Below are 12,692 nucleotides of genomic sequence, written 5' to 3' on the forward strand. Positions count from 1 at the left end.
CCTTTAATTTTGAGGGTAGTTGCTACTAAATAAAATAGCTAAAAGGGTTAGTATGCAGGCTAGCAAGAAAACTGAAGAAATGGCTTCACCTCTTTTCTGTAGTGTAAAAATAGAGGTACTGACATCCAAAGGAGTGAATACGAAGGGTGTAAACTTATCATAATCGAAATAAAGACAAGATACAAGACTTTTTTACTAAATTTTCTGACTATTTTTCGTCATAAATACCTATTTTTGTTTTGTTTATACTAGAAAGGCCCGAAAAATGCGTGCCGAGCTGCTCAAAATAAAAAAGCGCTGAACCAGGCGCTTTAACGGTGTAAAAAAATAGATAAACCAATAAAAAAAGCAGCTAAAATAAAATCAAAAATCCATTGCCACTTCTCACGTTTTAACAATACATGCTCTACCCCTGATAACAGCGAACTTATACTAACCAAAACAAAAATAAAGCTTAATTGGTTAAACGAAAATTTAGTGACAAAATTTGATACAAGTATGACTGCTACGGTGATGAACAGTGCCATTTGACTTATAAGTACCCATTTAATTCTCTGTTTATATCCGTCTTTTAAAGCTTGTAATAAATCGTTGCTGATCACTCTCGCTAAACCCCTTTTTATTCCTATCGTTAAAAGTAAGAACGCAGCAAAAACGTTTCTCTGCATCTTAACTACTTAGCAAAACTAGCTATTAAATTGAAACATAAATATCAACTTGACTGTACTCAGGATCAATACAGCGTTCATCATATAATTCAAAATCTATTTTATAGGCACGATGATTTTTTTTAGCCCACTCGCGAATATAAGCCCAAGCCTCTACGACTACCTGTCTAGCTGGCCCAACAGCTGTTGTAAACACCATGTATTCACCTTCTGGGATGATGAACTCTCTCATATCATCTTTCAGTTCGCCGCCGGGTAAAACTTCATATCCGAGAGCAAATGTAAAATCCATTTTTTGATCATATTCAAATTCTGTATAAAGAGCAAATGTATTACCATTTACTTTATTGGCAATTTTATTAGCTAACTGTTGTTTATAAAAAGTCTGCCAGTGCTCGGGAATAAGACCTGTGCCCGTTTCTTCCACAGGTTCATCTGTTCGAATAGGCACTCCTACAACAGTAAATTCATTTACCTTGACTACTTTTTGACTTACAACTAAGTCAGTCAACATATTGAGCCCCCTTAATTCTTCTTTTTCTGTAGTTACAATGAGGGAAATACTTCTTAATATGCATTTTATTTGTATTCAAAGAAAACGTCAACCTTTTATACAAATCCCTTAACGAAGGGGCTGAAGATCATTCTTCTAAACTATAAAAAAACGATTCTATTTTCTTTGTACACATCATACCTATAAGATACCCCTAATTTACAATAGAGTGAGGTAAAAAAATGAAGATCATTGAACTTGCCGAATTCATTAAAACAAGTAAAAAAACAACTAAACTTGCTCTTTCCTCTTCTACAGTACAGTATACATTAGAAACAGATGATTTGAAAATTGAATTAAAAACAGGCGGCACGAATAAGCGAATCGTGTTTTTTCGCATCTTTTTAAAAGGAACATACAAGGATTGGATTTGTTATCACCGGAACGAACATCATATTTACGAATTGTATCAAAATATTTCTTTATCCCCTCAACTGCAAAGGCAGCTTTTGTACGCTATTGCATCATAAAAAGAGCTGGCTTAGTTAGCCAGCTCTTTTTATTTATGCTGTAGCTTTGTAAATGAATGTTTGTGCGGCTTTACATGTAATTTTCCCTTTGTCCATTGAATTCCTCTATATAAATAGTACGAGCACCAAAAAACTGCTGGAACGATGAGTACGTAGGCAACGACACTATTCGTAAAGAAAGAAGAATCTATAGAACGAAGCAATCGATAGGTCTCATTTAATATACATATATGCACTACATAAATGCCAACTGAATTTTTCCCAACCTTTGAAAAAAATGAGTTTTTGCCAAGACTTGGACTGCTCAATACGAATAAAAACAATGATGCCGATAAAAAAATCGTAGAAATAAAGTAGTCTCCGGGCTTGCTATGCTGGATATTAACCAACCAGTAACGCTCGACGATCTCTAACGCTGAAAACACAAAAAAGCTGGCTAAATAAATCATTGGCCTTGCGTTTAATACTGACAGAATTTGCTTACCATAAAGGGCAAACATAGCTCCTAATACTGTATAGAATAAACCAAAGAACAGGGCATCCCTCGTTTGAAAAGAAAGTGGAAAAAATAAAGAATAAGACTGCCCAAATAACCCAGTTACATATAATACGGTGCTGATAAACATTAATAAGCCAATCTTTTTCCATCGTTGAAATAAGAAAACGATGACAACAGCCCAAATTAATGCAATCAAGTACCAAAGCTGAAAACCGCTTGTGTCACTTCCATAATAAAAAATATCTTTGAATGTGATGGATGATGTTAAATAATCAGCTACTGCATCTTTTCGTTCTGCTAATGTTCCGTGGTTCTGAAATAAGCGCAGAACTACACCAAACAATAAATAAAAGATGAACCAACATGCATAAAGCTTTGAAATATTCCACGTGTATTTTTTTAAGTATGCAGAAGGCTTTGGATGCTTTTGTATTTTATTCATAAACAAATAACCTGATACAATAAAGAAAAAAGGAACCGCGAATCGTGCAAATGTGTCAACAATGACATCTAGCACATTTTCCTGGTTCCCTAAAAAGAAATCGTCATGTGATGGATTAACATGAATACAAACCACAAACACTGTAGCAAAAAACTTAATAAAATCAATTGAATAATTACGTTCCATCTTGTTGTCAGCTCCTTAAAATAAACTCGAGCTCTATTTTAGCATAATTATCCAAACAGGAAAGAGATTTTGGTAAAATTAACCTTATAGTCATGGAAAAAATTTCTTAACTTCCAATATTCTAGTCTTGTTTACTTGTATGATGTCTTTCAACATTCCAAATAAATGATTCTAAAGAACTACAAAATAAAAAAACAGATTACGCGTAACCTGTTTTTTAAATTAACATTTTCCATGCAAACTTATTATCTTGTTTAATGTCGACTTCTTTTTCATGCAAAGCCTGCACATGTTGTTTAATCTGTTTCAGAAACAGCATTACTTCCCCGCTTGACACGGCAGCTGAGTTGAGAGATAACGAATGTTTTTTAGCAATTTTTAATTCCTCGGTTTCCACTGAAATACTCACGTGGCGAAATAAGTGCCAAGGGTAGTAAACTGTTTTAAAAGATTTTGAGAAATAAATTCCTTTAGAACAAACGGTAATCCCTTCGGTTTTTTGAAGAGGATATGTATTTAAATGAGCTACAATTTTTTCTTTAGCAGGTAAGTAGAGCCTGTTTCGCATCTCTTTTTCAACTTCTTCACATAGCTGTCCTTCTACCGACAACACATCTTTTGGATCAGGGGTTTGATGAATTTGAAAAGATGAACAAATAGAAGTTAATTCTTTTGAGGATACACACGGATATATATAGTCTTGACACATATATTCATGGGAATGAGTGCGAATAAATTTCTTGATTTTTTTTAATAGAGATACTAGCTTTCTAGCTGAGTAATCGTTTTGATTGACTTGAAATTTCTCTACGTCATTAAAACAAATCATTTCTTCTTTTCGAATGGTAATGGATTGAATGTTAGCGAACTCTTCCCATAACATTTTTCCTTTTTTTATCCCTCTGCTTTTCCAGTAAATCCCCTTATTTGTAAGGCAAATTCCCCTTTTATCTAGGCCTGCTATAAAAGAGCTGTGTAAATACGCGATAATTTTTTCTTGAGGCTGAAACTGAAAGTATTTGCTAGCCATTTTTTTGTAGAAACTAGGTATTTGCAGTACATAAAATTGACTTTCTCTATAGATTAAGCATAAGTCAGTCAAATAATTAGTTTTCAGCGTCGCCACGCTCTCACTTCCTTTTTGAGTGTAAATAACCGTACCCATTTTTTTCTATTACTTTATAAACGTTTTTTAACAAAAAAAGTTTCAACTTTTTTTGTTTTTTATAAAAAAGCTTTAAATTGAAGCATTTCTTTTATCTACGAGGTTATCTAATTACTCACTTATTCAATAATCTTATTTTAAACGTTCCCTACTTAATTAAGAAACTAAACCAGATAATAGCAATGCTTGCCTGCTTTATCCAAATCATCCATTGTTTTTTAAGCTAAATAAGCTTCTTTTATTTTTTCATTATGAATTAATTCCGTCCCTTTTCCTTGTAGAATAATTTCTCCAGTTTGAATCACATAGCCTCGGTGCGCGATTTGCAGCGATTGATAAGCGTTTTGTTCAACGAGTAAAATCGTCATGCCGTTTTTATTTAACTCCATAATGATTTCGAATATTTGTTCTACAATGATAGGAGCAAGCCCCATAGAAGGTTCATCTAGCATAAGCATAGTAGGGTTCATCATAAGCGTTCGCCCAATGGCTAGTACATGAAACAAAAAGCATGTCACCCTACGAAAACATGCTTTGCACCTATTTAACCTAAAAAAGAGGCTGGGACATAACGAAATGAATCCAATCTAAAGGCTAACACATGAGATACGTGAGCTGAACTGCTTGTGACACCGCCATTGATTTCTGCGCAAGACTTCGCTTTGCGCGGGCAGTCGCTGATCCTCCTCGTCGCTTGCGCTCCTATGGGGTCTCGTCTGTTCCGCTTTTCCTACAGGAGTCTTCGCCTTTCTTTCCAATCAGCTGCTAGAAGGAACGAAACAGATGTATGTTTAACATAACAAAGAAAACGAACCGTTAATCAAACATGTTGACTAACGGTTCGTTTTTCACTTTGGCTAACATACTTTTGTCCAAGCCTCTTTTATGTGACCCTTTGTTTTCTACTTCTCCCCGACTTTAACTATTATTTCGTAATGCCTGTGATCCCTCTTCCCCTGTTCGGATCTTAATCGCATTTTTTAATTCATAGATAAATATTTTCCCATCTCCAGGCTGACCTGTATTTAGTACTTTTCTTGCTTTATCAACAACGTCAGATACTGGAACTTCGCACACCACAATTTCTACTTTAATTCGTGCGTGCATATTGTCTTGTTTTTTAACGCCTCTATAAAGTTCCGTAATGCCTTTTTGCAACCCGCATCCCAGCGCATCTGTAACTGTGATACCGCTAACGCCAATTTTCGCTAGTTCTTGCTTAAGCTCTTCAAACTTTGAAGGGCGTGTAATAATTTCAATTTTTGTTAAAACATCACTCACTGTGCCCACCCCTTTTACATATTCGATTCGTGATACGCTCTTTCACCGTGCAGCGTAATATCAAGCCCAAGCGTTTCTTCTTCTTGTGTCGCACGCAGAGATACGATTAATCCAACCACTTTAACAATAATGAATGTAGCAATGCCGACAAATAGATACGTTGCTACGATAGCCACCAGCTGTTTCCAAAGTAGACTTGGATCTCCGTAGAATAAACCATTCGCACCGGCGTCATTTACAGAAGTTGTGGCAAATAAACCTGTTGCGATACCTCCCCACGTTCCCCCAATACCGTGAAGACCAAATGCATCTAACGCATCGTCGTAACCGATTTTCTTTTTAAGTGAGAAGATACCCCAGAAACAAACCGCTCCGCCGATAAAACCAATTACAATAGAAGCAAACGGTGTAACGAATCCACAAGCTGGTGTGATAGCTACAAGTCCAGCAATTGCTCCCGAAACGGCTCCAAGCAGCGTAGGTTTTTTATTGATAATCCACTCTACTACAAGCCAGCCGATAATTCCTGTTGCTGCCGCTGTATTCGTGTTAATAAAAGCCGTCATTGCAACGCTGTTAATAGTTAAAGAACTTCCAACGTTAAAACCAAACCACCCGAACCAAATCAGCATTCCGCCTAAAAGAGTTAACGGTAAATTGTGAGGTGCTGCGGCATCGGCATTTTTTCGTTTTCCAACAACAAGAGCTAGAATTAATCCTGCTACACCTGACGAAATGTGAACGACGTTTCCTCCGGCAAAGTCAATAGCTCCTAGTTCACGAAGCCATCCGCCAACTCCCCAAACCCAGTGTGCAACTGGTGCATATACAAATAATGACCATAGGATAGCAAATAAGATAAATGCTGAAAACTTCATGCGCTCTGCAAAAGCCCCAGAGATAATAGCTACTGTTAGTACAGCAAATGTCAGCTGAAACATCATAAACATATTATGCGGGATCGTAGCACTGTAGTCCCCGTTTGGAGTGAACCCGACTCCTTTTAATCCCACCCAGTCCAAGTTACCAATAAAAGCATTGCCACCGGTCGAAAAAGCTAACGAATAGCCTGCTACTATCCAAAGAACGGATATAACAGCTAAGGAACCTACGCTATACATCGCGGTACTTAACATGTTTTTACTTCGAACCATGCCCCCGTAAAACAATGCAATAGCTGGTGTCATAATCCAAACCAATAATGCTGAAAAAAACATAAATACTGAATCGCCCATTTGCATGATGATTTCCCCCTTAAGTACGAATAAATAACCCCTAAATCTAATGTTAGATTATATAACATCTTTTGTTATGTTTACTATCATATTTGATTTATATGTATTTAGCAACTACTTTTTGCAAATTTATTCAGAAAATTTTTGTTTTTTATACTGTTTTCTTTTTCTTATGTATTCTTCTATGTACGCATAAGCTGAATTATTTTTCATTTGTGTTAGAGTTTCTGACATAAAAAAATCCTCTTCTTGAAGTAGAAGAGGATTTTTCTTTACAAATACATATATACACCAGGCCCCAGAGGAATACCGAATACAGCAAAAATAAGCAACATAACAATCCAAATCCCTAAAAAAGCTAGAGTATAAGGAAGCATAAGTGAAATAATTGTGCCCAGTCCTGCCTTAGGCTCGTATTCTTTCATAAAGGCTAAAATAACAATCATATATGGATTTAAAGGAGTGATTACATTTGTGGAAGAATCCGCTATTCGGTATGCCGCTTGAATAAATCCAGGGTTGTAGCCTAACAGCATGAACAATGGAATAAAAATAGGTGCTTCTAGTGCCCATTGAGCGGAGCCGCTAAAAATAAGAAGGCTTAGAACAACAGTTAAAAATACAAAACCAACCACAACTGGAAGTCCAGTTAGATTTAGTGCTTTTAATGCATCCGCTCCTTCTACTGCAATCCACGTTCCAATATTAGTCCAATTAAAGTAAGCGATAAATTGAGCAGCCGCAAAAATAAGGACAATATAGCTAGCCATATCTTTCATCGAATCAGTCATATAAGCAGGTACATCTCTAGAACTTTTGATTTTCCCTACTGTTATTCCGTAAACAGAGCCAACTACTACAAAAAACAGCAGCGTGATCGGAATGATACCATCTAAAAAAGGAGATGGAACAATTCCACCGTCTTCATTTCGTAGAGGAGAGTTGGGCCAAAATAAGAAAACAGCTAGTACAGCGACATAAATACATTTAGCAACGATACTGTTTTTTAACCCTTTTGCTTCTGCCTCACTAATTTCACCAAAATCATTGCGTTTTTTTCCTTTATAATTGCCCAGCCTAGGTTCTACAATCTTTTCGGTGACGATCGCTCCTATAACGGTCAAAACAAATACAGAAGCCGCCATGAAATACCAGTTTGCTGCAGGACCGACAGCAGCGCTTGGGTCAATTGTTTTAGCAGCTTCAGTAGAAATGCCTGATAACAATCCGTCGGTTCCGGATATAATAAGATTCGCTGTAAAGCCTGATCCAACCCCAGCAAATCCTGCTGCTAATCCAGCAAGCGGGTGCCTTCCTACTGTATAAAAAATCATTGCGGCAAGCGGAGGCACGATGACAAAAGCAGCATCTGCCGCTAAGTTGGCCATAATTCCTGTAAAAATGATGGCGTATGTAATAAGAGCTTTTGGAGCATTTAAAATCGTTTTCTTTATGGCCACTTCAAGCAGACCTACTTTTTCTGCAAGTCCGACTCCAAGCATCATAGCAAGTACAAGTCCTAGGGGCTTAAATTCAGTGAAATTGGTCAGCATGGATGTTAAGATATACTGAATGCCTTCGTGCGACAACAAACTTTTAATTGGAAGAGTCTTATTAGTACCGGGATGGACCACCGTTACTCCGATACTATTAATAGCAACAGATGCTACTACGATAATAAGCGCTAGACATACAAACAAAATAAAAGGATCAGGTAGTTTGTTTCCGATTGCTTCTACTCTTCCTAATAGTTTGTCTAGAAAAGTTGTTGGATATGATTTTTGCTCTGTCTGCAAATTAGGTTGTGCCATGCTTTCTCTCCTTTTTCGTTTAGATTCTTTTTAGGTTTTTCCTTTTAATTACCAAAAAGACTATTAGTACATAATAATCTGAATATTTATATTATTCAAGTATTATTTTTAAGGAATTTTTATTTATCTATTAAAACTAATAGCATTTAGATAAATAGAAAGGCAGAAGATATCTTTTTAATCGACAATCAAAAATAACAAAAAGCTCTCCGTTTAAGGAGAGCTTTTTGTTATTTCGCTATACTAGACGGAGCAGACTCTTTTCCTGACTCATTAACAGCTGTTACATAGTAACGAGCTTGAGATGCGTCGGAGTCAGCAAAGCTTTTTCGCTCAAATTCCGACACGCTGCCAATATGGACAAATGTTCCGCCTGGATTCTTTTTATAAATTCGGTAGCCGATAATATTACCTTCTCGTACCGCGTACCACGTAAGCAAATTACCGCTCATCTTTACATGTGTAGGAGGTTGTGGTGCATTTGCTTCACGCTCCAATTCTTTTGCTTGGTCAGCTTTTAGTTCTGTATAGACAATTAACCTCTCTTGATGGGTTCCTTCCGCACGGTCAAACGTGCCTGTGCACGTAATTAAATTTAAATTACGTTTGTTGCTGTACCCAAAAATTTCGTTTAGAGGTGCCTTATCTCGCGGATAGCTTTTTATACGTTTAACAACAAAAGTAAGCGTGGTCCCCTGTGCATCTCTGACGGTAATTTCATCGTCTTTTTTTAAGTTTTTTAGGTTATAAAAGACTGCAGGGCCGGTTTTACTGTCTACGTGTCCTGCTAATACAGCATTTCCTTTTACGCCAGGTTTAGCTCCTTGTTCAAACCAGGCAACTCCATTTTCTGTAGATGGAGCTGCCATTTCACCGCTGTCTAATACTCCTACTTGTTCAATTGAAGCCTCCACATGAACAGCAGGAATGGACATTTTTTCAGGGATGATTCCTTTAAATTCTTTGTTTAACTGTTTGGCTTCTGTTTTATGCTTTTTTAGTACAGCAAATTCCTCTTCAAGCGTTACCCGGCTTTTTAGATCCTTTGATTGTGCTTCTTTTTCTTTTTGCTTAGCTGCATTCTGTTGCTTTGTTTCTTTTGCTTCTACCATTTGTTCTTTAAAATATAGTCCCCCGCTAACAAGCAGGACTAAACTTAATATACAGTAGGCGAGAACAATCGCTTTTTTCACATCGTCACCTCATTTCACAGCTGTTTATAAAAAAGAAGAGAGAACAACCTCTCTTCTTTTTTTTCAGGACTCTTGACTTGTAAATCATAAGGAAAAGGAGAAAAAATATTATTTGCTTACTGGTTTCTTGCGTAAAATCACTCCAGCTGTTAACACAGCTAACGAACCTAGTGCAATATAGATCGCTGTTAGTGGGTTCATCGTTGATTCAGATGCCCCGCCCATACCTGTTTTCGGCATATCTGTTGGCATAGCTGTTTCAGCAAACTTATCGGGGTTTTGTTTTACGATTGCTTCACCTAAAGCTTGGCCAACACCAAACATTAATTTATACCCTTCACGATACGTATCATAACTTCCGGCGTAGTCACCGGATGCATATTGTTCAAATGTTTTAATAACCGTATCCTCGTGTGCTTTTATAGCTGCCTGTGCGTCTGCAGTTGGAAGGTTTCCATCTGTTGCTGTTCCTAAGAATGTACCAAATTCTTGCGCGAATTTATGGAGCTTATCTTTTGCGGCTTTTTCTCCTGCTTCATCGCCTTTTACTTGTGCACTTACTAATTCAGCTTGGGCATTGATGTGATCTCCTTGCCAAATTTTTTCGAATTGCGCAGCTCCTTCATCGCCATATACTGAGCCGATTGCAGCCTTAAAATCTGCTGTGTTGGCATTTTCTAACCAGCTAACATAGTCGTAATCTTTTGAACCGTTAAACCCTTTTTCCATACCCATTGTTGCTAGAGCAAAATGTTCTGCTGCTAAGCTGTTTAATGAAGAACGTAAATCTGCTGCTGGTGTATCTACTTTTGTATTGTCGAATTTATCAGGCATTTGCGTTACGATTGCATTTGACAGCGCTTTACTAATTGCGAACATTTGCTGATATCCTTCGCGGTATGTCTTCGCGGCTGCATCATAGTCACCTTCTACATAATCTTCAAACGTTTCTTTTACTTGATCTTCGTGCACGCGAAGCGCTTCTTTTGCTGCATCTTCAGGTAGTTTACCTTCCGTAGCAGTGCTTAAAAATTTAGCAAATTCATTCACGAATTGATCTACTTCTTTATCTACTTCCGCCATGGCTTCTTTGTCGTTTTCTTTTGTTGCTTTTACAAAATCATCTGTGTAATTGTTATGTTCTCTGAAAATTCGTTCAAACTCAGCCGCTCCTTTATCACCATAGACAGAAGCAATGGCTGGCTCCATGTCGACGGCATTTTGATCCAATGCTTTGAACGCAGCGTCAGCATCTTTAGAACCGTCATAAGCTGTTGTCATAGCGGCAACGGCAAGCGTAAAGTGTTCAGATAATAGGTAATCTAAGTTCGCTCGTAGATCTGAAGCTTTTGTTACTGCCGTTGGTTTTGCTTCCTCCGCATTTGCAATAGTCGGCATCAATAGTGAAGCTCCTAGTACAGGGATCATTAATTTTTTACTTAATTTCATCATTTTCCACTCTCCTCATTTTTAGTTGATGTACGCCTCTTTTTTCATTCTTACTACATCTTAAATCATTAAATGGATTGAACATTTTGAATATTCTATATATTAAACTTTCATGTTCCCTCACATTTAATGATCCTTTTTAGGAAGTATTCTCTTTCTATTTACTAAACGATTGCTGAGTGACGTTGGATCACTCTTTTAAAAAATTTTTTAAAATGTCATTTTCGTGAAGAATTCCTTCCCTTTCTACTTACCTAACGAACGCCTTCTTCAGCTAGATCACTTTTTTTAAAAAAGTTTTTAACCGCCTTTTCTTAAGAAGTACTTCCTTTTCTATTTACCTAACGAACACCTTATTCAGTTGGATCACTTTTTGAATAAATATTTTAAATTTAACAGAAAAAGAAATTGAGACATAACAAGATAAATTCAATTTAAAGACGAACAAATGGGATAAATGAGTTAGTATGAATTACTTTTAACACCCCTGTTGATTTCCGTTCAAGACTTCGCTTTCTGCAGGCAGCCGCTGAGCCTTCTCGTCGTTTGCACCCCGCGGGGTTTTCCTGCAGGAGTCTTCGCCTTTCCCTCCAATCAACAGCTAGAAAGCACTATATATATGAAACCTGCGCAATAAAAAAATCCGAACGAGTTGGATTCTCTATCAAGAATCTCAATTCATCGTTCGGATTTTCTTTCATCTAAATTACTTTTGTCTGAGCCTCTTTTTATCTTTACTTATTTAAAAAATTCCACATCACGTCGTTTACTTCTTGAGGCATTTCATGCTGAGGGGCATGAGATGCTTCAGCTAATCGATGAACAGATATGTTTGGTACATATTCTTCAATACCATCTAAGTTTTCAGGCATAAAAGTAGGATCTTGATTTCCCCAAATAATTTGTACCGGGATGTGTAACACTTCTTCTTCTAACGGAAACAAAGATTTTCTTTGAAGGTCTTCTTCTGTGAAAATCTTTAAGTTGCGGTAATAACTTAGCATGGACAGCACAGAGCCATTTTCCCAAGAGTTCATGTATGCTTGAACATCATCAGCTGTTAGATATCCTTTTTTTACACCTGGCTCAATCACAAGCTTACGCAAACCTGAGAAATTATCTCGTTCCATATAGTCCTGTGCTTCTTGTTTTTGAAACCATTTCATATATTCACTTGCTTTTTGCTGATTTTCATTTGTTCTAAGCTCACGCATAAATGTATAAGGGTGCGGACCGTTAAAAGCAATTAATTTTTGTACATATTCAGGGTAGCGATAAGCAAATGTCCAGCCGATTCCTGCTCCCCAGTCGTGTACAACTAGCGTGCAGGAGCTATATCCTAAACCTTCAATCACTTGGCGGATATCTTCTACTAATACATCAATTTCGTATGATTCCAGTCCGCTTGGCTTTTCAGATAGATTATATCCTCTTAAATCCAAAGCAACTGTGTGGAAATTATCGGAAAATTCATCTAACTGGTTTCGCCAAATATGCGAAAAGTCAGGAAACCCATGAAGAAATAGCATAAGCTCTCCTTCTCCCTTGCTTATGTAGTGCAAATTAACGCCATTTACGTTTATATACTGTTTACTCATTGTTCATTTCCTCCTTTATAAGTAGCTGTAGAGCAGTATAACGCTGCAAAAAATGAACGTCAATTCATTTGCCTCATTCACTTCTTTTTAGTTCCTTTTATGAATATAGTTAATTATTTAGAGTGGATCTTTTTGAAGGAGT

At 37.0% G+C, this 12,692-nt stretch carries 11 protein-coding genes and 1 pseudogene; 1 reads left to right on the forward strand and 11 read right to left on the reverse strand.

All coding sequences use genetic code 11. The features are described from left to right. Positions 1–311: 311 nt before the first annotated feature. Positions 312–602 (reverse strand): hypothetical protein, encoded by a 291-nt coding sequence (locus POF52_RS22440; RefSeq protein WP_013057601.1) that lies wholly within the window; start codon positions 600–602, stop codon positions 312–314. A 91-nt stretch (positions 603–693) separates the two neighbouring features. Then, positions 694–1,182, reverse strand: coding sequence for a GyrI-like domain-containing protein (locus POF52_RS22445; protein ID WP_013083710.1), 489 nt, complete (start codon positions 1,180–1,182; stop codon positions 694–696). A 221-nt stretch (positions 1,183–1,403) separates the two neighbouring features. Here POF52_RS22445 and POF52_RS22450 point away from each other — a divergent pair, with 221 nt between their 5' ends. After that, positions 1,404–1,691, forward strand: a complete 288-nt coding sequence (locus POF52_RS22450; RefSeq protein ID WP_013057603.1) for a hypothetical protein — start codon at positions 1,404–1,406, stop codon at positions 1,689–1,691. A gap of 29 nt (positions 1,692–1,720) precedes the next feature. On the opposite strand, the gene POF52_RS22455 is transcribed toward POF52_RS22450, so the two are convergent. The 9 genes and pseudogenes from POF52_RS22455 to POF52_RS22495 all read right to left on the reverse strand — a co-directional run bounded on the left by POF52_RS22455 (position 1,721) and on the right by POF52_RS22495 (position 12,550). Then, positions 1,721–2,818, reverse strand: a complete 1,098-nt coding sequence (locus POF52_RS22455; protein WP_034650961.1) for an acyltransferase — start codon at positions 2,816–2,818, stop codon at positions 1,721–1,723. Positions 2,819–3,035: 217 nt separating this feature from the next. Further along, positions 3,036–3,944, reverse strand: coding sequence for a hypothetical protein (locus POF52_RS22460; RefSeq protein WP_271995040.1), 909 nt, complete (start codon positions 3,942–3,944; stop codon positions 3,036–3,038). A gap of 257 nt (positions 3,945–4,201) precedes the next feature. After that, positions 4,202–4,480, reverse strand: a pseudogene (locus tag POF52_RS22465) (ABC transporter ATP-binding protein); the annotation flags it as partial. Positions 4,481–4,901: 421 nt separating this feature from the next. Continuing rightward, positions 4,902–5,264, reverse strand: a complete 363-nt coding sequence (locus tag POF52_RS22470) for a P-II family nitrogen regulator (RefSeq protein WP_013057611.1) — start codon at positions 5,262–5,264, stop codon at positions 4,902–4,904. Between the two features lie 14 nt (positions 5,265–5,278). Beyond that, positions 5,279–6,505 (reverse strand): ammonium transporter, encoded by a 1,227-nt coding sequence (locus tag POF52_RS22475; RefSeq protein ID WP_013057612.1) that lies wholly within the window; start codon positions 6,503–6,505, stop codon positions 5,279–5,281. Positions 6,506–6,771: 266 nt separating this feature from the next. Beyond that, entirely contained in the window at positions 6,772–8,310 is a 1,539-nt protein-coding gene (locus POF52_RS22480; RefSeq protein ID WP_271995044.1) for an AbgT family transporter, read from the reverse strand. A gap of 230 nt (positions 8,311–8,540) precedes the next feature. Then, complete coding sequence (locus POF52_RS22485; protein WP_271995046.1) at positions 8,541–9,503, reverse strand: class F sortase; 963 nt, start codon at positions 9,501–9,503, stop codon at positions 8,541–8,543. 108 nt (positions 9,504–9,611) lie between these two features. Further along, positions 9,612–10,955, reverse strand: a complete 1,344-nt coding sequence (locus POF52_RS22490) for a copper amine oxidase (RefSeq protein WP_271995048.1) — start codon at positions 10,953–10,955, stop codon at positions 9,612–9,614. Positions 10,956–11,686: 731 nt separating this feature from the next. After that, the gene (locus tag POF52_RS22495; protein WP_271995051.1) at positions 11,687–12,550 is read right to left on the reverse strand and encodes an alpha/beta fold hydrolase; all 864 of its coding nucleotides are present in this window, start codon (positions 12,548–12,550) and stop codon (positions 11,687–11,689) included. Positions 12,551–12,692 lie beyond the last annotated feature (142 nt).

Source organism: Priestia sp. AB (assembly GCF_028369225.1).
Classification (GTDB): domain Bacteria; phylum Bacillota; class Bacilli; order Bacillales; family Bacillaceae_H; genus Priestia; species Priestia megaterium.